Below are 22689 nucleotides of genomic sequence, written 5' to 3' on the forward strand. Positions count from 1 at the left end.
CGGGGCCACATGGCCAGCCATTCGACAAGGTCTGTGACACGAGATCGCCGCGGGCGGCGGCGTCCCTTCCGTACGGATTGCCGGATGCGCCGGGTACGACCCGGTGAAGTGCCAGGTCAGGGGGGCACCGCAAGGAGGCGGGCGGCGTGGCGCCCACACCGGAAAATCCACGGGACGCCACGCCGGAATATGAGATCGCCTCACTCAGATGATGGATCACGGCTCCGCCGAATGATCCAGAGGGGGACGATCAGCGCCTCGCGCGGGGGCGGTGGGGCCCTTGTGGGCCGCCGCTCCCCTCCCCCGGCGCCGGTCCGCCCGCCGAGCGCCAGGCGGTGTCAGGCGGTCAGGCGAGCGAGACCAGGTCGGCGTAGTCCGCGCCCCACAGGTCCTCGACGCCGTCGGGGAGCAGGATGATCCGCTCCGGCTGGAGGGCCTCGACGGCACCCTCGTCGTGGGTGACCAGGACGACCGCGCCCTTGTAGGTGCGCAGCGCGCCGAGGATCTCCTCGCGGCTGGCCGGGTCCAGGTTGTTCGTCGGCTCGTCGAGGAGCAGGACGTTCGCGGAGGAGACCACGAGGGTGGCCAGCGCCAGACGGGTCTTCTCACCGCCGGACAGCACGCCGGCGGGCTTGTCGACGTCGTCGCCGGAGAACAGGAACGATCCGAGGACCTTGCGCACCTCGACCAGGTCCAGGTCGGGCGCGGCGGAGCGCATGTTCTCCAGGACGGTGCGGTCCGGGTCCAGCGTCTCGTGCTCCTGGGCGTAGTAGCCCAGCTTCAGACCGTGGCCGGGGCTGACCTGGCCGGTGTCGGGCTGCTCCACTCCGGCCAGCAGCCGCAGCAGCGTCGTCTTGCCCGCGCCGTTGAGGCCGAGGATGACGACGCGCGAGCCCTTGTCGATGGCGAGGTCGACGTCGGTGAAGATCTCCAGCGAGCCGTACGACTTGGACAGGCCCTCCGCCATGAGCGGGGTCTTGCCGCAGGGCGCGGGCTCGGGGAAGCGCAGCTTGGCGACCTTGTCGGACTGGCGCGCCTCCTCCAGGCCGGCGAGCAGCTTCTCCGCGCGGCGCGCCATGTTCTGCGCGGCGACGGTCTTGGTGGCCTTGGCGCGCATCTTGTCGGCCTGGGCGTTCAGCGCGGCGGCCTTCTTCTCGGCGTTCTGCCGCTCCCGCCTGCGGCGCTTCTCGTCGTCCTCGCGCTGGCGCTGGTACAGCTTCCAGCCCATGTTGTAGACGTCGATCACGGAGCGGTTGGCGTCCAGGTAGAAGACCTTGTTGACGACGGTCTCGACCAGGTCGACGTCGTGGGAGATGACGACGAAGCCGCCGCGGTAGGTCTTGAGGTAGTCCCGCAGCCAGGTGATCGAGTCGGCGTCGAGGTGGTTGGTGGGCTCGTCCAGCAGCAGGGTGTCGGCGTCCGAGAAGAGGATGCGGGCGAGTTCGATCCTGCGGCGCTGACCGCCGGAGAGGGTGTGCAGCGGCTGGCTGAGGACGCGGTCGGGCAGGCCGAGGGCGGCGGCGATGGTGGACGCCTCGGCCTCGGCGGCGTATCCGCCCTTGGTGAGGAACTCGGTCTCCTGCCGCTCGTACTGCTTGAGCGCCTTCTCGCGGGTGGAGCCCTTGCCGGTGGCGATGCGCTCCTCGTTCTGCCGCATCTTGCGGAGGAGGACGTCGAGGCCGCGGGCGGAGAGGATGCGGTCGCGGGCCAGCACGTCGAGGTCGCCGGTGCGCGGGTCCTGCGGGAGGTAGCCGACCTGTCCGGAGCGGGCGATCGTGCCAGCGGCGGGGATGCCCTCGCCGGCGAGGCACTTGGTCAGCGTGGTCTTGCCCGCGCCGTTGCGGCCGACGAGGCCGATGCGGTCGCCCCTGGCGATACGGAAGGACGCCTTCTCGATGAGGACGCGGGCTCCGGCGCGCAGCTCAAGGCCGGTGGCGGTGATCACGGACAGACTCCAGGGCGGGTGGACGGCGGAAGGACGGCAGGGTGCGCGGCTCGCGCGGGCGCGGTGGCTTCGACGCCGTCTAATGCACAGGGAGAATGGCCATACGGGCCAGTCTAACGGGCACATGCAACTGCTTTTCCGGCCCGGGCCCGGGCCCGGCTCCGGCGGGTGCCGGGCCGGCCTTTCGGGACCGGTCACCCGCAGGCGGTGCCGGCCGGGTGGGTCGCGTTCCGCGGGCCTGTTGTCAGTCGGAGGTGCAAGACTGGCGACAGGTGAGATCCACGTCACATCGTCAGGGATGCGGCGGGGCACTCCCGGGCGAGGAGTTCAGCATGAACACTGCACCGAGCATGTACCCGACGGTCCTGTACGAGGACGCGCAGGCCGCCGTCGAGACACTGACGGAAGCGTTCGGTTTCACCCGGCGGAGCCTGTACGAGGACGAGAAGGGCCGGGTCGTCCACGCGGAGCTCTCCTACGGCAACGGGACCGTGATGCTGGGCTCCCGGGGCGGTGACGGCGTCTTCGCGAAGGCCATGTCGGGCGCGGGGCCGACCGGGGTGTACGTCGTCGTGCAGGACGTGGACGCGCACCACGCCAGAGCCGTGCGGCACGGGGTGGAGATCCTCATGCCGCCCACGGACCAGGACTACGGCTCGCGGGACTACATGGCGCGGGACGCCGAGGGCAACGTCTGGAGCTTCGGGACGTACGCCCCCGGCGCGACGGAGTAGCGGCCGGCCGGTCAGGCCCCTCCGGTGTGCACCTGGAAGGCCGCCCGGCGCAGGGCCTTGGCGAGGGCCGGGTCCGGGTGGGCGGCGGCCAGGGCCACCAGGACCTGCACGGTCCGGGGGTGGCCGACCGCGCGCACCTCGTCGAGCAGTGCGGGCACGGTGCCCTGCACGGCCGACTCCAGGTGGCGCACGAGCAGGTCGCTCTCGCCGTGGTCGACGACCGCGGCCGCGGTGTCGACCCACAGCCAGGTGGCCTCCTCCCGGGTGAGCACCTCCGCGGCCTCGTCCGGGTCGGCGCCGTCGTGCTCGGCCAGCCACAGCAGCGCGTAGGGGCGCAGGGCGGGCTCGGCCGCGGCGGCCCGGACCTCGGTCTCGGCGGCGGCGCCGACGACGCGGAGCGCTTCGAAGGCGAGGCCGCGCAGGAGGGCGTCGTCGCCGCGGGCGACGGCGACCAGCTCGGTGACGGCGCTCCCGGCCGGCCGCGCGGCGAGCCAGGCGCGGTACTCGTCACGGGCCGGCCCCGGCGTGAGGCGGACGCAGCCGCGCAGCATGTCCTCGGCGGACTGCTCGATGTGTCCGGCGGGGCTCTGGGCGGCGACGCAGATCTGCTCCAGCTTGACCCACACCGCCCAGTTGCCGAGCGGGGTGAGGGTGGCGTGCCCGTCACCGAGGGTCAGGGCGCCCACTGCGGCCAGGCCGTCCAGCGCCCAGTCGAGCAGTCCGGCGAGGACGTCCTGCCCGTCCGCACCGGCCGGTTCGGGGCGGACGGGAGCGTCCTGCAGCGCGTCGTACGGGACCTCGCAGCGCTGCTCGCGGAGTTCGGCGACGCGCTGGCCCAGCAGGTCCAGCAGGGCCGGCACGTGCACCGGCCCGGCGGACAGCTGGAGGAGGGAGAGGACCTGCGGGACGGCCTCCACCACCTCGGCCACCGCGGCGGGCTCGGCGCCCCGGGGCGCCGGGTGGGCGAGGGACCAGGCGTCCAGCAGCGCGACCCAGCCGCGCAGCGCGGCGGAGTCGTCGCTGTCCCAGGCCCGCAGGCGCCAGCCGGGTCGGGCGGTGTCGCCGTGCAGCTCGACGAGGCCGGCGAGGCGGGCCCGGTCCCAGGCGACCCGCACCTGCGCCGGTGTCAGGTCGAGCGCGGCGGCCGCCCGTTCCCGCTCGGTGGCGGAGGTCGGTTCGGTGACGCGGCCGCGGTGCTCGGCGGCCCAGTGGGCGACGCGGACGGCGTCCGCGAGGACCCGCCGGGCCTGACGGGCCAGTTCCTGCCGGGGCGGCGTCCCCTCCGGGGGGCGCGGCGCCGGCCTGGTGCGCCGGGTGGCCACGGCCCGCCGGGCCGTCGCCAGCGCCCTCGGTCGGACGAGTCGGAGTCTGGAGTTGCGCGCCAGTTGCTCATCAGGCTTTCGAGACGTCACGGGGGCAGTCTTCCCGCTGACAGGCCGAAAGCCCAAACGGAACCGGACGGTCGCCGCGCGGGGGCGGTGGGGAGGAGGCGTGCGGGGCCGGTGCGCGGGATGTGCGGGAGCCGTGTCAGACCAGCGGCACGAGGAAGCGGCGCAGGGCCTCCTCGTAGCGGTCCGGGTCGGCGTTCCACATCGCGGCATGGGGGGCGTGCCGGACGGTCCGGAGGGTGACCAGCCCGGGGCGGCGGGCGGCGAGGGCGCGGGAGGCGCTCCAGGGCGCGAGGCGGTCGTCGGGCCCGTGGAAGACGAGCACGGGCACCTGCAGGGCGTGCGGGTCGGCCGCCTCGGCGAGGATGTCGGCGTCCCGGCCGAGCCGGCCCTCGGCGGCCCGCACGGCGAGCGGGAGCAGGGCGGCGGGCACCCGGCGGGCAGCGGCGAGGGCCCTGAAGGTGGCCTCCCAGTCCAGTACCGGCGAGTCCAGCACCAGGCCGGCGACGCGGTCGCGCAGGGAGCTGCGGGCGGCGGTGTGCAGGGCCATGGCGGCACCGCTGGACCAGCCGAAGAGGATCACGCGCCGGGCTCCGTGCCGGACGGCGTAGCGGAGGGCGGCGTCGACGTCGCGCCACTCGGAGTCGCCGAGGTGGGCCAGGCCGTCGGCGGGGCGGGGCGCCCCCGGGTCGCCGCGGTAGGAGACGGCGAGGACGGGGAGCCGCTGGGCGGTGAGGAAGCCGAGCAGGTTCAGGGTGTGCTCGCGGGTGGTGCCGAGGCCGTGGACGGCGACGACCCAGGTCGAGCGGGGGCCCGGCACGTACCAGGCGGGCAGGGGGCCGAGGTCGCCGGGCACGGCGAGGTCCCGGTGGTCGAGGCCCAGCGCGGAGGACGGATCCCCGGTGTGGAGCAGGGGGGTGAGGCGGACGCGGGCGCCGGCGTCGAGGAGGCCGTGCCCGACGCGCTCCAGGCGGCGCACGACGGTGTCGGGGGCGTGCGGCACCTGGTCGAGGACCGGGCCGACGACGGCGTGGACACCGGGGCCGTCCAGGCCGTAGACGCCGGGCCTGAGGGAGGCGAGGGTGCGGGTCAGGACGATCCTGCCGGGCCCGGTGGCGTGCACGGTGAGGCGCGGTTCGCCGGGCAGCGGGTGTCCGGGGCGGGGCTTGAGCGCGATACCGCTCGCGTAGCGGCCGGCGGCGACCGTGGCCGCGCCGAGACCGAGGACCGAGGTGACGGCGGTCGCCGTCGCTGTAGCCGGGCGCATCGTTCCAGTGTCGGCACCCGCGCGGGCACCTGCCAGCGGGACCGCCGCGCCGGGTGACCCGCACCCCTTCCGCACGGTCCGGTCCCGCAGCCTTCCGCAGGCCCCCGCGGGCGGCTGCCAGGGGTGTGCGCGCGGGGTCTGCCGCTGCCCCCCGCCCGCCACCGTCCGGCGTGCCGCCCCCTGGGTGCCGCCACAGGACCTCCCGCGAAGGGTGGGGGCGACGCAGGGCCCCTCGAAGCCGGCGGCGCCGACTGCCCGGCTCCCAGGTCCCGCGGGCCCCGGGTGGCCGGGGCGCCCGTGGCGGCGCCCCGGTCCGCACGGCGGGCAGCGGTGCGCCAGCCCGGGCGTCCCGACGGGCCTGGGGCGGCACGCCTCCGCCCCCGCGCGGACCGCCCTATCGGCAGGTGCGGGCGCCGCCGACAGCGCGTCCTTCCCGGTACGCGCCTGACCGCCCCCTGCCGCTGCCCGCTGCGGCAGGGGGCGGTCAGGCGCGCACGGCACCGGGCCGTCACCCGGACCCGCGGCCGGCACCCGCCGCCCGGCCAGGGCTGCGGGCAGGCCCCGGGGTTGTCCGTTCGCTCGGGCGCAGGGCGGGGCTCACGGGGAGACCGGGTGGAGGCCCGTGGCCGGGTGGTGCGCCTCGCACGCGGCGCCCGGTCACGTGCTGCCGGCCCGCACCGAGGGCAGGGGGGCCTCCGCGGCCGGGAGCGCAGGGCACACCTGACGGGGGCGGGCAGCCCTCGCCCGTGCGGACCGCCGGGCGCATCGGGAGGCCGGCCCGGGAGCGGGACCGGGCAGCGGGCAGCTCGGGAGCACGAACGGCGGCAGCGAGCCGTCCGGCAGCCGGCCGTGCGGGGCCTCGCCCGCGCGCTCGGCGACAGCGGGCGGCCCGAAGCCCTGCCGCCCGGCAGCGGGACCTGCCGGGACGCGGCGTGGGGGGCGAGGGATCCGCGGGGGTCAGCGCGGCTGGCCGTAGCCGTGGAGTCTCGCGGCGGCCTCGGACAGCTCGGCGGGGGTCAGCAGGGTCGGGGTGCGGCCGCCCGGGCCCGTGGCGGCGAGCCACACCCGGCACATCCACTCCAGCTGGGCCGTGCGGTCGTACGCCTGCTCCAGGGTCGCCCCGTACGTGACCGCGCCGTGGTTGCGCAGCAGGCAGCCGGTGCGACCGCCGGCCAGGGCGGTCAGCATGCCGTCGGCGAGCTGCGGGGTGCCGTACAGGGCGTACGGGGCGACGCGGACCGGGCCGCCCAGTGCGGCGGTCATGTAGTGGATGGGCGGCAGCTCGTCGACGAGGGTGGAGACGGCGGTGGCGTGGACGGCGTGGGTGTGCACCACCGCCCCGGCGCCGGTGGCGCGGTACAGGGCCAGGTGCAGCGGGAGCTCGCTGGTCGGTGCGAGGCTCCCGAGGACCCGGCGGCCGTCCAGGTCGACGGCCAGGGCGTCGGCCGGGGCCAGGCGGTCGTAGGGCACTCCGGTCGGGGTCACCAGGACCAGGTCGCCGACGCGTACGGAGACGTTGCCGGAGGTGCCGACGACCAGACCGTCCGCGACGGTCCTGCGTGCGGTGTCCACCAGGGCGTCCCAGGCGTTCCGCAGGGCGGGGTCCTCGTGCGGTGCTCCGTGCGCGCTGCTCGCCATGAGCCGATCATGCCGTGCGGCGCGCAGCGGGGAAAAGGTGACGCACGTCTCGTTCCGGGCCTTCGCGGGGGGCGGGGTGTTCGACGGAGGAAGCACACAAGCCCGTCAGCACTGGGGAGTCCGGGACATTCGGGTGGACCGGTACGTAACCGGAACGCCGTTCCAAGGGTTGAGACACCGTGCAGCCCCTCCCAGTTCACCTTCCGTTCACCCAGGTTGCCTACGGTCGGCGAGCTACTGACGCCAAACGATTGCCTGGGTAAATGGAACACATCACGCTGCTGCTCGCGATTGTGATCGTGACAGCCCTCGTGTTCGATTTCACGAACGGTTTCCACGACACCGCGAACGCGATGGCCACCACCATCTCGACCGGTGCGATGCGGCCCAAGGCGGCCGTGGCCATGTCGGCCGTTCTCAACCTGGTGGGTGCGTTCCTGTCCGTGGAGGTCGCCAAGACGATCTCCAAGGGACTCGTCGACGAGACAGGCATCCAGCCCGAGGTCATCCTCGCCGCGCTCGTGGGCGCGATCCTGTGGAACCTGCTGACCTGGCTGGTCGGTCTCCCCTCCAGCTCCTCGCACGCCCTCATGGGCGGTCTGATCGGTGCCACCGTCGCCTCGATCGGCATCAGCGGCGTCAACGGCGGCGTCGTCCTCACGAAGGTCCTCATCCCGGCCGTGGCCGCCCCGCTCGTCGCGGGCGTCGCCTCCCTGGTCGCCGCCAGGTCCACGTACAAGATCGGCGCGAACATCGACGCCGAGACGGGCCGCAAGGGCTACAAGGCCGGCCAGATCGCCTCCGCGGGCCTCGTGTCCCTCGCCCACGGCACCAACGACGCCCAGAAGACCATGGGCATCATCACGCTCGCCCTGGTCGCCGGCGGCGCCCTGGCGCCCGGCTCCAACCCCCCGATGTGGGTCATCATCTCGGCCGGTCTCGCCATCGCCCTCGGTACCTACCTGGGTGGCTGGCGCATCATCCGCACCATGGGCAAGGGCCTCACCGACCTCCAGCCGCAGCAGGGCTTCGCCGCCCAGACCGGCGCGGCGACCGTGATCCTGGCCTCCTCCCACCTGGGCTTCTCCCTCTCCACCACGCACGTCTGCTCCGGCGCGGTGATGGGCGCCGGCCTCGGCCGCAAGGGCGGCGTGGTCCGCTGGTCCACCGCCACCCGCATGTTCGTCGCGTGGGGCCTGACCCTGCCGGCGGCCGGCCTGGTCGCCGCGCTCGCCGAGCTCGTCGCCCGCCAGGGCGACTGGGGCGTCGCCGTCGTGGCCGGCTTCCTCGTGGTCTCCAGCACCGGCATCTGGCTCTACTCCCGCCGGCAGGTCGTCGACCACACCAACGTCAATGACGTGGAGGGCACGGACCAGGCGTCCGCCGAAGAGCCCGCCGGTGTCGTCACCACCGCCATCGCGGCCGTCGCCCCGCCGCCCGCCGGCGCGCCGGCCGAGGACGGCGACGAGGCCCTCAAGACCACCATCCCGGCCCCGGCCCCGGCCAAGGCCGAAGCGGCCCCCACGGCCGCGCTGTAAGGAAAGATCGGCAACGGCATGAAAATCGACTGGGTAGCCCTCGGCTCCGTCTTCGGCGTGGGGCTCGTCGCCACCGTCGCTCTCGTCGCGCTGTTCACCCTGGGCCTCGTCGGCCTCTCGAAGCAGCAGACCGCGACCCAGGGCGGCTCCGCCGCCCTGGCGCGCACCGGCGCGTACGCCTGCTTCGCGCTGTGCACGGCGGCCATCGCGTACGGCATCTATCTGATCGTGGCCTGAGCAGGCCCGTTCCTCTCGACGGCCGGCCGGTCGCGCCCCCGCGGGCGCGGCCGGCCGGCCGTTTCTGTGGGGCTCCGCACACTGTCCCGCCGCAGGTCAAGAGTGAGTTGACGGGCCTTCGCGGAGCGTGGTGGACTGCCCCAGCCATCTACGGCGGCAGCAGAGGAAGCCGGTGAGAATCCGGCGCGGTCCCGCCACTGTCACCGGCCCGCCCCTTCCGGACGCGGCCGGGAGCCAGGAACTCTCACCGCCGGTTCCGTCGAGCCAGGGCGCGGACCCTGAGTGAGGACATGCCGCCATGACCGGCCCCGCCGCGCGCACACCCAGACCCGTCCCACCCGGCCGTCGGCGAGGCGCATCGGACGACTGATCCCATGCGCGCTGATCGAGTCTTCGCGTACGGGGCCGCCGCCGGGCTGCTCGCCGACCTGCTGCTCGGCGATCCGCGGCGGGGCCATCCCGTCGCCGCCTTCGGGCGGGCCGCCGGTGCCGTCGAGGGCGCGCTGTGGCGCGACCACCGCGGCTGGGGCGCGCTCCACACCGCGGTGTGCGCCGGTGGCGCCGCCGCCGGGGCCGCCCTCGCCGCCCGTGCCGTGCGGCGCAGCGGCCCCGCTTCCGCCGCGCTGACCGCCGCCACCGTGTGGGCGGTCGTCGGCGGCACGACCCTGGGGCGCGAGGCCCGCGCCGTCGCCGGCGCCCTCGCCGCCGGGGACCTGGAGGTGGCGCGGGAGCGGCTGCCGCACCTGTGCGGCCGCGACCCGCAGCACCTGGACGGGCCCGGCATGGCCCGGGCCGTCGTGGAGTCCGTCGCCGAGAACACCTCCGACGCCGTGGTGGGCGCCCTCGTGTGGGGCGCGGTCGGCGGCGTGCCGGGGCTCGTCGCGTTCCGGGCCGTCAACACCCTGGACGCGATGGTCGGCCACAGGTCGGCGCGCTACCGCCGGTTCGGCTGGGCATCGGCCCGGCTCGACGACCTGGCCGGGTGGCCCGGCGCACGGCTGACGGCGGCGCTCGCCACCGTCGCGGGCGGCGACCGGCGCGGAGCGGTCCGGGCCTGGCGCGAGGACGCGGGCCGCCACCCGAGCCCCAACGCGGGCCCCGTGGAGGCGGCGTTCGCCGGTGCCCTGGGCGTGCGACTCGGGGGCACCCTCTCGTACGGGGGGCGGGTCGAGCACCGGCCGGTCCTCAACGGGCAGGGGCGGGCCGTCGAGGTGGCGGACGTCGAACGGGCGGTGCGGCTGTCCCGCCGGGTGAGCGGGCTGGCACTCGTCGCCTGCGTCGCCGGACGGCTGGCGTTCGGCGGGTGGAAGCGGAAGCGGAGGGCTTCATGAGGGGTGGGGGGCTGCTCGTCGCGGGGACGACCTCCGACGCGGGCAAGAGCGTCGTGACAGCCGGGATCTGCCGCTGGCTGGTCCGGCAGGGCGTGAAGGCCGCGCCGTTCAAGGGGCAGAACATGTCCCTCAACTCGTACGTGACCCGGGAGGGCGCCGAGATCGGCCGGGCCCAGGCCATGCAGGCGCAGGCCGCCCGCGTGGAGCCCAGCGCGCTGATGAACCCGGTGCTGCTGAAGCCGGGCAGCGACCGGTCCAGCCAGGTCGTGCTGATGGGCAGGCCGGTCGGTGAGCTGAGCGCGCGCGGCTACCACGGGGGCCGTCAGCAGGCGCTGTTCGGCACGGTCGTGGAGTGCCTGGAGGAGCTGCGCGCCACGCACGACGCCGTCGTCTGCGAGGGGGCGGGCAGTCCCGCCGAGATCAACCTGCGGCGCAACGACATCGTCAACATGGGCATCGCGCGGGCCGCCCGCCTCCCGGTGCTCGTGGTGGGCGACATCGACCGGGGCGGGGTGTTCGCGCAGTTCTTCGGCACGACGGCGCTGCTGGCCGCCGAGGACCAGGAGCTGGTGGCGGGCTACCTCGTCAACAAGTTCCGAGGTGACGTGACGCTGCTGGAACCCGGCCTCGACATGCTGCACGACCTGACGGGCCGTCGCACCTTCGGGGTGCTGCCCTACGCGCACGGGCTCGGCATCGACGAGGAGGACGGCCTGCGGGTGTCCCTGCGGGGCGCCGTCCGGGAGTCGGTGGTGGCGCCGCCGGTCGGTGCGGACGTGCTGCGCGTCGCCGTGTGCGCCGTGCCGCTGATGTCCAACTTCACCGACGTGGACGCGCTCGCCGCGGAACCGGGCGTCATCGTGCGGTTCGTGGACCGGCCGGAGGAGCTGGCCGACGCGGACCTCGTGGTCGTTCCGGGCACCCGGGGCACGGTGAAGGCGCTCGGGTGGCTGCGGGAACGGGGCCTGGCCGAGGCGCTGCTGCGGCGCGCCGCCGAGGGGCGGCCGGTGCTCGGCGTCTGCGGCGGGTTCCAGCTGCTGGGCGAGCACATCCACGACGACGTCGAGTCCCGGGCCGGCGAGGTCCCGGGACTGGGGCTGCTGCCGGTACGGGTGCGGTTCGCGCCGGAGAAGACCCTCGCGCGGCCCGCGGGCGAAGCCCTGGGCGAGCCGGTGGAGGGGTACGAGATCCACCACGGTGTCGCGGACGTACGGGGCGGGGAGGCGTTCCTCGACGGGTGCCGGGTCGGTGCCGTGTGGGGGACGCACTGGCACGGGTCGCTGGAGAGCGACGGCTTCCGGCGGGCGTTCCTGCGGGAGGTCGCCGCGGCGGCCGGGCGGCGCTTCGTCCCGGCGCCCGACACGTCCTTCGCGGCCCTGAGGGAGGAGCAGCTGGACCGGCTCGGCGACCTGATCGAGCAGCACGCGGACACGGACGCGCTGTGGAAGCTCATCGAGTCCGGTCCGCCGGGCGGGCTGCCCTTCATCGCCCCGGGGGCGCCGTGAACGCCCCCGGGAAGGCCGGCCCCGCCCGCGGGCGGACCGCACCACGGCGGCGCCCCTGCCGGGCGCGGCGGCCGGACCGCCCCCGCTGCCCCGGCGGGCACCGCGCAGCGCGCCCCCGGCACCACCGCACAGACACGTCCGATCGCAGCCGTTCCCTGGAAAGGGGTATCCGCTAATGGCCTCGGTTCCCTACCCGTTCACCGCCGTCGTCGGCATGGACGACATGCGGCTGAGCCTGCTGCTCAACGCGGTCTCGCCGAGCATCGGAGGTGTGCTCGTCCGAGGTGAGAAAGGAACCGCCAAGTCGACGGTCGTGCGGGCGCTGACGGCGCTGCTGCCCACCCTGGACACCGTGGCGGGCTGCCGCTTCTCCTGCGCGCCCGACGGCCCGGACCCGGACTGCCCCGACGGGCCGCACGAGCCCGGGGCGGGCGTCTCCCGCCCGACGCGCCTGGTCGAGCTGCCCGTCGGGGCGTCCGAGGACCGGCTCGTCGGGGCACTGGACATCGAGCGGGCGCTGTCCGAGGGCGTGAAGGCGTTCGAGCCGGGGCTGCTCGCCCAGGCGCACCGGGGCATCCTGTACGTCGACGAGGTCAACCTGCTGCACGACCACCTCGTGGACCTGCTGCTGGACGCCGCCGCCATGGGCGCCTCCCACGTCGAACGCGAGGGCGTCTCCGTGCGGCACGCCGCCCGCTTCCTGCTCGTCGGGACGATGAACCCCGAGGAGGGCGAGCTGCGGCCCCAGCTGCTGGACCGGTTCGGCCTGACCGTGGAGGTGGCCGCCTCGCGGGACCCGGAGCAGCGGGTCGAGGTGGTGCGGCGGCGGCTCGCCCACGACGACGACCCGGCCGGCTTCGCCGCGCGGTGGGCCGGCGAGGAGGCCGCCCTGCGGGAGCGGATCACGGCCGCGCGGGCGCTGCTGCCGCGGGTGGTGCTGGGCGACGGCGCGCTGCGGCAGATCGCCGCCACCTGTGCGGCGTTCGAGGTGGACGGCATGCGGGCCGACATCGTGATGGCCAGGACCGCGACGGCGCTCGCGGCCTGGGCGGGGCGTACGGACGTGACCGTCGAGGACGTGCGGCAGGCGGCGCTGCTGGCGCTGCCGCACCGGCGGCGCCGCAACCCCTTCGACGCGCCCGGCCTGGACGAGACGAAGCTGGACGAGACGCTGGAGGAGTTCGGCGGCGGGGACGACGAGCCCGAGCCCGACCCGGACCCGGAGGGACCGGAAGGCGGCCCCGACGGCGGTGGTGGCGGGGTCCCGCCGCAGCCGCAGGGTCCCGACGACGGGCAGGACGGGCAGGGCGGGCAGCAGCAGCCGTCCGGGGCGCAGCCCGAGGACTCCCCCGCCCCCGGCGGGGGGCCCGCTCCCGCCCCGGCTCCCGAGCAGGCGCCCGCCAAGGCCGCCGAGCCGTTCCGCGCGAAGGTGCTCACCGTCCCCGGACTGGGTGACGGTGCCGCCGGGCGCCGCTCCCGGGCCCGCACCGAGCACGGCCGGACCACCGGGGCGCACCGCCCCCGGGGGGCGCTGACGAAGCTGCACCTGGCGGCGACCGTGCAGGCCGCCGCGCCGCACCAGCGGGCGCGCGGCCGGTCGGGCCCGGGGCTCGTGGTGCGCCGCGACGACCTGCGCCAGGCGGTGCGGGAGGGCCGCGAGGGGAACCTCGTGCTGTTCGTGGTGGACGCGTCCGGGTCGATGGCGGCCCGGCAGCGGATGAGCGCCGTGAAGGGCGCCGTCATGTCGCTGCTGCTGGACGCCTACCAGCGGCGGGACAAGGTGGGGCTGGTGACGTTCCGCGGCCGCGGCGCCGAACTGGTGCTGCCTCCCACCTCGTCGGTGGACGCGGCGGCGGCGCGCCTGGAGCAACTCCCGACCGGGGGGCGCACGCCCCTGTCGGAGGGGTTGTTGAAGGCGCACGAGGTGCTGCGGGTGGAGCGGCTGCGCGATCCGGCGCGGCGGCCCCTGCTGGTGGTCGTGACCGACGGACGGGCGACGGGCGGCGTCGAGCCGCTGCGGCTGGCCGCCCGTGCGGCGGGGCTGCACGCCGCCGAGGGCACCGCGTCGGTGGTGGTGGACTGCGAGACCGGGCCGGTGCGGCTGGGGCTCGCGGCCGAGCTGGCCGTGCAGTTGGGGGGCACCGCCGTGACGCTCGACGAGCTGCGCGCGGACGCCATCGCCGGGCTCGTCAAGGACACTCGTACTTCAAGGAGGGCCGCATAGTGCCGCAGGGACAGCCGCTCGTCGTGCCGAACGACGGGCTCACCACCCGCCAGCGCCGCAACCGCCCGCTGGTGATGGTGCACACGGGGGTCGGCAAGGGGAAGTCGACGGCCGCCTTCGGGATGGCGCTGCGCGCCTGGAACCAGGGCTGGCCGGTCGGGGTGTTCCAGTTCGTCAAGTCGGCGAAGTGGAAGGTCGGCGAGGAGAACGCCCTGAAGGCCCTCGGGGAGACCGGCAAGGGCGGGACCGTCGTCTGGAACAAGATGGGCGAGGGCTGGTCGTGGATCCAGCGCGACCCCAAGGACGGCGAGCCGTCGCACGAGGAGAAGGCGCGGGAGGGCTGGGAGCAGGTCAAGCGGGACCTGGCCGCCGAGACGTACCGGTTCTACGTGCTGGACGAGTTCGCGTACCTGCTGCACTGGGGCTGGGTGGACACGGCGGAGGTCGTCGAGGTGCTGCGGGACCGGCCGGGCCAGCAGCACGTGGTGATCACGGGCCGCAACGCGCCGCAGGAGCTGGTGGACTTCGCGGACCTCGTCACCGACATGTCGAAGGTGAAGCACCCGATGGACGCGGGTCAGAAGGGCCAGCGGGGCATCGAGTGGTAGCCGTTCCCCGTCTCGTCATCGCCGCGCCCTCGTCGGGCGCGGGCAAGACCACGGTCGCGACCGGGCTGATGGCGGCGTTCGCCGGGCGCGGGCTCGCCGTGTCGCCGCACAAGGTCGGTCCCGACTACATCGACCCGGGCTACCACGCGCTGGCGACCGGCCGCCCGGGGCGGAACCTGGACGCCTACATGTGCGGGACGGAGTTGGTGGCTCCGCTGTTCGCGCACGGCGCGGCGGGCTGCGACCTGGCCGTCGTCGAGGGAGTGATGGGCCTGTACGACGGCGCCGCGGGCGAGGGGGAGCTCGCGTCGACGGCGCAGGTCGCGAAGGTGCTGAAGGCGCCCGTGGTGCTGGTGGTGGACGCCTCGTCGCAGTCCCGGTCGGTGGCGGCGCTGGTGCACGGGTTCGCCTCCTGGGACCCGCAGGTGCGGATCGGCGGTGTGATCCTCAACAAGGTCGCCACGGACCGGCACGAGCGCCTGCTGCGGGAGGCGCTGGAGGAGTCCGGCGTGCCGGTGCTGGGTGTGCTGCGGCGGGCGCCCGCGGTGGCGACGCCGTCGCGGCACCTCGGGCTGGTCCCGGTGGCGGAGCGGCACACGGACGCGGTGGAGGCGGTGCGGGCGCAGGCGGCGCAGGTGCGGGCGGGCTGCGACCTGGAGGGGCTGCTGGCGCTGGCGCGCAGCGCGCCCGCGCTGGCCGTGGAGCCCTGGTCGGCCGGGGCCTGCGCGGGTGGGGCGGCGGGCGGGTCCCGGCCGGTGGTGGCCGTGGCCGGGGGCGCGGCGTTCACCTTCTCGTACGCGGAGCACGCCGAGCTGCTCGCCGCCGCGGGGGCGGAGGTGATGGCGTTCGACCCGCTGCGGGACGAGGCGCTGCCGCGGGGCACGCGGGGGCTGGTGATCGGCGGCGGGTTCCCCGAGGTGTACGCCCCCGAGCTGAGCGCGAACGAGGCGCTGCGGGGCGCGGTCGCGGAGCTGGCGCGTTCCGGTGCGCCGGTCGCGGCCGAGTGCGCGGGGCTGCTGTACCTCGCGCGGTCGCTCGACGGGAAGCCGATGTGCGGGGTGCTGGACGCGGACGCGCGGATGTCGGAGCGGCTGACGCTCGGCTACCGCGACGCGGTGGCGCTGCACGACAGCCCGGTCGCGGCGGCCGGGACCCGGATGCGGGGCCACGAGTTCCACCGCACGGTGATCGAGCCGGGCGCGGGCCCGTCCCCGGCGTGGGGGATGCGGCTGCCCGAGCGGCGCGTGGAGGGGTTCGTACGGGGCGGGGTGCACGCCAGTTACCTGCACACGCACTGGGCGGCGGCCCCGGAGGCGGCACGGCGGTTCGTGGGGGCCTGCGGGCCGTGACGGGGGCGGTGCGTCTGGTGGTGGGGGTCGGCGCCCGGCGCGGCGTGTCCGCGGACGAGGTGCTGGAGCTGGTGGGGTCCGTGCTGCGGGAGGCGGGGCTGCCGCCCGCAGGGGTGGTGGAGGTGGCGACCGTGGACTCCAGGGCGGCCGAGCCTGGGCTGGTCGAGGCGGCGGCCCGCCTCGGGGTGCCCCTGCGGGGCCGCTGCGCGGAGGAGTTGGCGCGGGTCGCGGTGCTGCACCCGTCGGAGGCGGTGCGCGGTGCGGTCGGGACGCCGTCCGTGGCGGAGGCCGCGGCGCTGGCGGGCGGGGGCGAGCTCCTCGTGCCGAAGCGGAAGCGGGTGCCCGCCGGCGGGGCGGGTGCGCGGGTGACGTGTGCGGTGGTGGCGCGCAGCGGGGCGCGGTTGCCGGTGCGGGGCCCGGGGTACACCGGTGGGGACGCCACGTTCGGGTTACCGGCGCGGCCCTGATCCGCTGCCCCAGACACCACGGCTCCCGTCCCTCCGCTGCCCCGAAGCGGAGCCGGGGCCCTCGTGGTGGGCCGCCGACGCCGTCGGTCCGCCGCGCTCACCCCCCACTGTCCCCCCCATCCCCACAGGCGGCCATGTACACCCACGCAGACAGTGACAGACAGTTCCCCGGCTCCGGCGACGCGCGGCACGGCGCGGGCCCGGAACGCCGCGGTTTCGACCTGCGGCACCACGGTGACGCGGAGGTACGGGACGAGAAGCTGACGGACCTCGCCGTCAACGTCCGTACGGACACCCCGCCGGAGTGGCTGCGGCAGCGCATCGCGGACTCCCTCACCGGCCTGGCCGCCTACCCCGACGGGCGGGCCGCGCGGGCGGCGGTCGCCGAACGGCACGGCCTCCCGGTGCGGAACGTCCTGCTGACGTCGGGCGCCGCGGAGGCGTTCGTGCTGCTGGCGCGGGCCCTGCGGGTGCGCCGGCCGGTCGTGGTGCACCCGCAGTTCACGGAACCGGAGGCGGCCCTGCGGGACGCGGGGCACGAGGTGCGGCGGGTGCTGCTGCGCGAGGAGGATGGGTTCCGGCTGGATCCCGCGCTGGTGCCGCAGGACGCCGACCTGGTGGTGGTCGGCAACCCGACGAACCCGACGTCGGTGCTGCACCCGGCGGCGGTCGTCGCCGAACTGGCCAGGCCGGGGCGCACGCTGGTGGTCGACGAGGCGTTCATGGACGCGGTGCGCGGTGAGCGCGAGGCGCTGGCCGGCCGTACGGACCTGCCGGGTCTGGTGGTGCTGCGCAGCCTGACGAAGACCTGGGGCCTCGCGGGGCTGCGCGTCGGCTATGTGCTGGCGGCGCCGGAGACGGTGGCCGCGCTGGAGCGGGCGCAGCCCCTGTGGCCGGTGTCGACGCCGGCGCTCGTGGCGGCCGAGGCGTGCATGACGCCGCGGGCGCTGGCGGAGGCGGAGGAGGCCGCGCGGCGGGTGGAGGTGGAGCGGGCCCACCTGATGGCCGGTCTCGCGGAGTTCGAGGAGGTCCGGGCGGTGGAGGCGGCCGAGGGGCCGTTCGTACTGATCCGGGTCGAGGGTGCGGACGTCGTGCGGGAGCGGCTGCGGGACCTGGGCTTCGCCGCGCGGCGCGGCGACACGTTCCCCGGGCTGGGGCCGCAGTGGCTGCGCCTGGCGGTCCGGGACCGCGCCACGACGAACCGTTTCCTCCAGGCTCTCGACCAGGCCCTGGTGATGGCGGGCTGCGCGGGCCCGGGCGCGGGTGGCCGCTCCGGTGTCTGAACGGCACGGCGCCTCGCGGGGGCCGTGGCGGAGCCGCGCGCCGGTGGCCGCGGCGACGGCTCGCCCGTAGGGCCCCGGGACGGGGCGCCCCTCCCGTGCCTGTCCGGTCGGCCTCGGGGTCGGGGCCGCCGCGTCCCCTCACGTCAGGACCACGCAGCCGCGCTCCGTCAGGGCGCCGACCGGGGCGGCCGACGGGTCGACGGCGTTCCACCGCAGGTCCAGCTTCTCCAGCGCCGGCAGCGCGGCGAGCCAGTCGGGCAGGGTGCGGAGCCGGTTGCCGCGCAGGTCGAGGCGGCGCAGCAGGGGCAGTCCGGCGAGGGCCGGCGGGACCTCTCCGAGGGCGTTGTCCCGCAGGTCGAGCAGGCGCAGCTCGGTGAGGTCCGCGGCGCTGTCCGGCAGCCCGGTCAGGGCGTTGCCGCGCAGGTGCAGTTCGCGGAGCCGGGACAGCCGGCCGAGGCCGTCGGGGAGCGCTCCGAGCCGGTTGTGCTCGGCCCGCAGTTCGACCAGGCCCGTCATCCGGGCCAGCGTGCCGGGGAGCGTGGTGAGCCGGTTCTCACCGATGTCGAGGTAGCGCAGGCCGGTCAGTCCGCCGAGCGAGTCGGGCAGCTCGGTGAGCCGGTTGTCGTGCAGGTAGAGGTACGCGGTCAGGGCGGGAAGGCGGCCGAGTGCGTCCGGCACCGAGGTGAGCCGGTTGTGGCCGAGGTCCAGGGTGTGGAGGCGCTGCAACCTCGCGACGGCGGGCGGGAGTTCTGTGAGGTCGTTGTCCGCGAGGATGAGCACCTCGAGCGCGGTGTGCTCCCAGACGGTGTCCGGGACCCTTCCGAGCCTTCGCTGCCAGAGGTTCAGTGCTGCGGTCATGCGGTGCCTCCCCGGCGGCGGTTGCTGCGTGGGCCGTCGGCAGCGTACGGGGCCCGCGGCGGCCCGGTGCCGCCGCGGGCCCGACGTCAGCCTCGGGTTCCCCTGGCGGCCGCGCGGCGGGCGACGAGGAGGGAGGTGGCGCCCGCCACGAGGAGGGCCGCGGCGCCCGCCACGACGTACGGGGCACGGGAGTCCGCGCCGGTCTCGGCGAGGGCCTCCGTGGCCGGGGCGGGCGCCGCGCCCTCCGTCTGGACCCGCAGGCCGGTCGCCGCGGAGGGCTCCGACGGGTCCGCGGTGTCCGGTCCGGCGGGCGCCGCGGGCGCCTGGTCCGCGGGGGTCGCGGGCTGTCCGGGCCGGTCGGCGGGGGTCGAGGGCCCGGGTGAGGCGCCCTGCCCGCCGGGCGCGGTGCAGTGGGCCTCGGCCAGGGTGACCTCGCCGCGTACGTCGGCGACGTTCAGGTCGAGGGGGTTCACCGCGACCTTCAGCCGCAGTGCGGTGGCGGCGGCCGTGGTGGACGTGGTGGTCCGTTCGGACAGGTCCAGGACGACCTCGCCGACGCCGGGCACCCGTACCGTGCTGCGACCGCCGGGGGTGACCGTGACGCGCTTGCCGAGCACGGTGACCCGGCCGAGCAGGTTCGCTTCGGCCACGGGCCGGGCGCCGGCCTCGCAGACGGCTCTCGCGGTGACCTTCTCGGCCTGGACGAGGGACAGCAGGGGCAGGCCGGGCAGGTGGACGCGGGCCCGGGCGAGCGTCACGGACGCCTCGGCGCGGCGGGCGTCGGCCGTCGCCTCGGCCTGGGCCGCGTCGGCGCGCAGCAGGCTGACCGGCCTGCCCCGGTCGACGCCGTCGACTCGTACGGTCAGCGCGGTCTTCTCGGCCGCGGCGGGCGCCTCGACCTCGTTGAGGGTGGCGCGGACGGGGATCTGCGCGGTCTTGTCGAGCAGGTCCACGTCGAGTGCGGTGCGCAGGACGGCGGCGCCGGCGCGGCCCTCCTGGCCCGGGGACGGGGACGGGGGCGTCGCGTGCGCGGCGGGAGCGGCGGCGAGCGCGGCGAGGGCGAGGGCGGCCGCGGCGGCGGGCGTGCGGCGGCGGGTGGTTGCGGTGGTGCGGTACACGGTGGTGGATCCCCCCACGGGAAGGACATGGGTCACCGCACGGATGCGCACGGGACGTGTGTGCACCCTGGGGCGGTGACGTGGGACACCGGGAATCCTGACCCCCCGGACGGGTGAACCGGGTTACCTGCAAAGGGAGTTCACTCCAAAGGGTCATCTTCGCCCCGGCGTTCGCATTCCCTGGATTGCTTCTCGAACAACCGTCCCTTAAGTTAGGTCAGCCTAACCTAAAGAGATCAGGACTAGAGTGAGCATCGAGGTCTACCGGGACCCCTGGGGCATCCCGCATCTACGCGCCGACGACCCGCGTGAGCTCGCCCGCGCCCAGGGCCGCACCACCGCCCACGACCGGGCCTGGCAGCTGGAGGTCGAACGGCACCGCACCCAGGGGACGACCGCCGCCTTCCTCGGCCCGGACGCCGTCGAGTGGGACGTCTTCGCCCGCCGCGCACGGCTCGCCGACACCGCGCGCCGCTGCTTCGACCGGCTGGACGACGACACCCGTGCCTGGGTCGGCGCCTACGTCGACGGGGTCAACGCCGGGCTCGCCGAAGGGGCCCGCCGCAGCCCGGAGTTCGCCCGCACCGGGCTCGAACCGGGCGGGTGGGAGCCGTGGGTGCCGCTCGCGGTGTGGCTCTCGACGCACATCCTCTTCGCCGGCTTCCCCACGAAGCTGTGGCGGGAGGAGGTCGCCCGCTGCCTCGGCGACGACTCCGCCGCGCTCTTCGCCACGGACGGCCCCGGCACCTCCGGCAGCAACGGCTGGCTCGTCACGGCCGCGCGCACCGCCACCGGCTCCGCCGTCGTCGCGGGGGACCCGCACCGGTTCATCGAGGCCCCCGGCGTCTACCAGCAGATCCGGCTCGCCTGCCCGCAGTACGACGTGGTGGGCCTCGCCGTGCCGGGCGTGCCCGGCCTCGCCCACTTCGGACACACCGGAACGGTCGCCTGGGCCATCACCAACGCCATGGCCGACTACCAGGACCTGTACCGGGAGCAGCTGCGCCGCACCGTCGACGGCGGAGTGGAGGCGCTCGGGCCGGACGGCTGGCGGCCCGCACGCACCCACACGGAGACCGTCGAGGTCAAGGGCGCGGCGCCCGTCACGGTGGAGGTCGTGGAGACCGACCGCGGACCGGTGATCATCCCCGACCCCGGTGTCCGCGCGCCCGCGGAGACCACGGGCACCGCGCTGCTCGCGCCCGCCACCGGGCCCTGCACGGGGCCCGGGTCCGGGTCCGGCACGGCCGCGGGCCCGCCCGCGGAGGCGTTCCCGGACCGGGAGGGGGACGCGGAGCCGGGCGGTGCAGGCGGGGGCGGCGCGCCACCCGCCGGTGGTGCGATCAGCCTCCGCTACCCGCCCCGCGTCACCGGTGACCTCGGCTTCGCCGCACTGCCCGCACTGCTCGCCGCGGCGACCGTCGACGACGTCGACCGGGCCGTCGACCGGTGGGTGGAGCCCGTGAACGTCGTCCAGGCCGCCGACACCCTGGGCGGCACCCTGCACCGGGTCGCCGGACACGTCCCCGTGCGGGACCGCGCCAACATGCTGCGGGTCGTGCCCGCCTGGGAGCCGCGCCACGCCTGGAGCGGCCTGCGCGAGCCGCTCCCCCGGGCCGCCGTCGACGGCGTCGCCGTCATGGCGAACGAGCGCGGGCTCGCCGCGCCCCTCGGCGTGGAGTTCGCGCCACCGCACCGCGCCCGTCGCATCGCCGAGCTGCTGGGCGCGTCGCGGGACTGGGACGCGGCCGGCATGCGGGCCGTGCTCACCGACACGCAGCTGGCCTCCGCCCGCCCGCTGCTCGCGCTCGCGGCCGGACTCGACGCCGCCGCGCTCACCCCGCCGGCCGCGGCCCTGCGGGACCGGCTGCTGCGCTGGGACCGCCGCATGGACGCCGACAGCGTCGACGCCGCGCACTACGCCGCCGTGCGGGCCGCGGTGGTGCGCCGTGTCGCCGCCCACCCGGTCTTCGCGGGCCTCGCCGCGCCTCCGGCGTACCCGGCGCTGTTCCAGCCCTGGCTGTCGCTGACGGCGCGGGTCGCGTACGCGTTGGAGACGCTGCTGACCGGCGGTCCCGTGCCGCCCGCCGACCGGGAGGGCGCCGTGCGCGACGCGCTGGAGGAGGTCGCGGCCGCCCCGCCGGAGGGGCCCTGGGGAGCCAGCCACCGGCTCGCCCCGTGGGCGGCCGTGCCCGACCCGGAGGACGAGCCCCGGTGGCCCGGCCTGGACGGCGACCAGGACTGCGTGCTGTCCACCTCCAGCGTGCCGGGCCTCACGGACCGCTCGGCGCGCGGCCCGGCCGCCCGCTACGTGTGGGACCTCGCCCGCCGCGACGACAGCCTGTGGGTCGTGCCGTTCGGCGCCTCCGGCGTGCCGGGCGCCCCCCACCACCGGGACCAGCTGCCGCTGTGGCTGCGCGGCGGCCTGGTACCCGTCACCACCGACTGGAACCGCCTCAGCAAGGAGCAACCCGCATGACCACCACCACCGTTTTCGAGCAGGTCGTCGACGGCTTCGGCACCGTCCGGATCGCGCCCGTGGTCCCGGACCGCGACGCCCCGCTGCTGCACTCCTGGGTCAGCGAGGACCGGGCCCGCTTCTGGGGGATGCAGGGAGCGACGCTGGAGGAGGTCCGCGAGATCTACGCGCACCTGGACTCGCTGACGACGCACCACGCGTTCCTGGTGGAGCGCGACGGCGTGCCGGTCGCGCTGTTCCAGACGTACGAGCCGGAGGCCGACCGGGTCGGCGAGTGCTACGAGGTCCGCCCCGGCGACCTCGGCGTGCACCTGCTGCTGGCGCCCGCGGCGGCACCGGAACCGGGGTTCTCCAGCAGTCTCGTGCAGGTGTTCTCCGCGTACGCGCTGGCGGACCACGAGCGGATCGTGGCCGAGCCGGACGCGGCGAACGAGAAGGCCGTCGCGCTGCTCGTCCGCAGCGGTTTCGCACTGGGCCCGGAGGTGGTCCTGCCGGAGGTGGTCCTGCCCGAGGTGCACCTGCCGGAGAAGCGGGCCCGGCTGGCCTTCCTCAGCAAGGGCACGAGCTGACCCCGCGGGCCCGCCCGGGGTGAACCCGGGGGCCGCCGTGACCGTGCGCCCCTGTACGGCCCTCCCCTGGCGGTGCCCGGTGGCGGACACCGCGGGCGGCACCGACGGGACTGAGGCGGGGCGGGCCACGCGGCCCCGGGAAGGCACGCGA

General features: G+C 76.0%; 18 protein-coding genes and 1 riboswitch. Of the genes, 12 read left to right on the forward strand and 6 right to left on the reverse strand.

The genetic code is table 11. The features are described from left to right. Positions 1-346 precede the first annotated feature (346 nt). On the reverse strand, positions 347-1945 hold the full coding sequence (locus BJP40_RS17980) for an ABC-F family ATP-binding cassette domain-containing protein (protein ID WP_071281234.1): 1599 nt from the start codon (positions 1943-1945) through the stop codon (positions 347-349). Between the two features lie 332 nt (positions 1946-2277). On the opposite strand from BJP40_RS17980, the gene BJP40_RS17985 reads away from it, so the two are divergent. Then, the gene (locus BJP40_RS17985; protein ID WP_071281235.1) at positions 2278-2679 is read left to right on the forward strand and encodes a VOC family protein; all 402 of its coding nucleotides are present in this window, start codon (positions 2278-2280) and stop codon (positions 2677-2679) included. 11 nt (positions 2680-2690) lie between these two features. On the opposite strand, the gene BJP40_RS17990 is transcribed toward BJP40_RS17985, so the two are convergent. The 3 genes from BJP40_RS17990 to BJP40_RS18000 form a co-directional block, all read right to left on the reverse strand. Then, positions 2691-4091 carry a hypothetical protein gene (locus tag BJP40_RS17990; RefSeq protein ID WP_079171270.1) on the reverse strand — a complete coding sequence of 467 codons (1401 nt, stop codon included), beginning with the start codon at positions 4089-4091 and terminating at the stop codon, positions 2691-2693. A gap of 115 nt (positions 4092-4206) precedes the next feature. Continuing rightward, positions 4207-5334, reverse strand: a complete 1128-nt coding sequence (locus tag BJP40_RS17995) for an alpha/beta hydrolase (RefSeq protein WP_071281237.1) — start codon at positions 5332-5334, stop codon at positions 4207-4209. A 957-nt stretch (positions 5335-6291) separates the two neighbouring features. Beyond that, on the reverse strand, positions 6292-6972 hold the full coding sequence (locus BJP40_RS18000; RefSeq protein WP_071281238.1) for a class II aldolase/adducin family protein: 681 nt from the start codon (positions 6970-6972) through the stop codon (positions 6292-6294). Positions 6973-7235: 263 nt separating this feature from the next. Here BJP40_RS18000 and BJP40_RS18005 point away from each other — a divergent pair, with 263 nt between their 5' ends. The 9 genes from BJP40_RS18005 (at position 7236) to cobC (ending at position 17514) form a co-directional block, all read left to right on the forward strand. Next, positions 7236-8510, forward strand: coding sequence for an inorganic phosphate transporter (locus tag BJP40_RS18005; RefSeq protein ID WP_071281239.1), 1275 nt, complete (start codon positions 7236-7238; stop codon positions 8508-8510). A gap of 18 nt (positions 8511-8528) precedes the next feature. After that, positions 8529-8747: a hypothetical protein gene (locus BJP40_RS18010; protein ID WP_071275209.1), complete on the forward strand. Its 219-nt coding sequence runs from the start codon at positions 8529-8531 to the stop codon at positions 8745-8747. 161 nt (positions 8748-8908) lie between these two features. Continuing rightward, a riboswitch (cobalamin riboswitch) is annotated at positions 8909-8991 on the forward strand. Between the two features lie 130 nt (positions 8992-9121). Continuing rightward, a complete protein-coding gene (locus BJP40_RS18015; RefSeq protein WP_071281240.1) occupies positions 9122-10078 on the forward strand; it encodes a cobalamin biosynthesis protein in 957 nt (318 codons plus the stop codon). Then, on the forward strand, positions 10075-11583 hold the full coding sequence (locus tag BJP40_RS18020; RefSeq protein ID WP_071281241.1) for a cobyric acid synthase: 1509 nt from the start codon (positions 10075-10077) through the stop codon (positions 11581-11583). Before BJP40_RS18015 ends, BJP40_RS18020 begins: the two co-directional genes overlap by 4 nt. A 175-nt stretch (positions 11584-11758) precedes the next feature. Next, positions 11759-13807, forward strand: coding sequence for a putative cobaltochelatase (locus tag BJP40_RS18025; protein ID WP_071281242.1), 2049 nt, complete (start codon positions 11759-11761; stop codon positions 13805-13807). Then, entirely contained in the window at positions 13807-14415 is a 609-nt protein-coding gene (gene cobO / locus BJP40_RS18030; RefSeq protein ID WP_071275200.1) for a cob(I)yrinic acid a,c-diamide adenosyltransferase, read from the forward strand. The genes BJP40_RS18025 and cobO overlap by 1 nt, the downstream gene beginning before the upstream one ends. Then, the gene (locus tag BJP40_RS18035; RefSeq protein WP_071281243.1) at positions 14409-15764 is read left to right on the forward strand and encodes a cobyrinate a,c-diamide synthase; all 1356 of its coding nucleotides are present in this window, start codon (positions 14409-14411) and stop codon (positions 15762-15764) included. Before cobO ends, BJP40_RS18035 begins: the two co-directional genes overlap by 7 nt. Further along, entirely contained in the window at positions 15761-16231 is a 471-nt protein-coding gene (locus BJP40_RS18040; protein WP_371258656.1) for a cobalamin biosynthesis protein, read from the forward strand. Before BJP40_RS18035 ends, BJP40_RS18040 begins: the two co-directional genes overlap by 4 nt. 134 nt (positions 16232-16365) lie before the next feature. Then, positions 16366-17514, forward strand: coding sequence for an Rv2231c family pyridoxal phosphate-dependent protein CobC (gene cobC, locus BJP40_RS18045; RefSeq protein WP_079169055.1), 1149 nt, complete (start codon positions 16366-16368; stop codon positions 17512-17514). A gap of 138 nt (positions 17515-17652) precedes the next feature. Here cobC and BJP40_RS18050 read toward each other — a convergent pair whose 3' ends face one another. After that, entirely contained in the window at positions 17653-18372 is a 720-nt protein-coding gene (locus BJP40_RS18050) for a leucine-rich repeat domain-containing protein (RefSeq protein ID WP_175499856.1), read from the reverse strand. A gap of 86 nt (positions 18373-18458) precedes the next feature. Further along, positions 18459-19490, reverse strand: coding sequence for an SCO1860 family LAETG-anchored protein (locus BJP40_RS18055; RefSeq protein WP_107416806.1), 1032 nt, complete (start codon positions 19488-19490; stop codon positions 18459-18461). Between the two features lie 247 nt (positions 19491-19737). Here BJP40_RS18055 and BJP40_RS18060 point away from each other — a divergent pair, with 247 nt between their 5' ends. Both BJP40_RS18060 and BJP40_RS18065 read left to right on the forward strand, forming a co-directional pair. Then, entirely contained in the window at positions 19738-21969 is a 2232-nt protein-coding gene (locus BJP40_RS18060) for a penicillin acylase family protein (protein ID WP_071281244.1), read from the forward strand. Next, entirely contained in the window at positions 21966-22538 is a 573-nt protein-coding gene (locus tag BJP40_RS18065) for a GNAT family N-acetyltransferase (protein WP_071281245.1), read from the forward strand. The genes BJP40_RS18060 and BJP40_RS18065 overlap by 4 nt, the downstream gene beginning before the upstream one ends. Positions 22539-22689: the final 151 nt, after the last annotated feature.

This window comes from Streptomyces sp. CC53 (assembly GCF_001865245.1).
Lineage (GTDB): Bacteria > Actinomycetota > Actinomycetes > Streptomycetales > Streptomycetaceae > Streptomyces.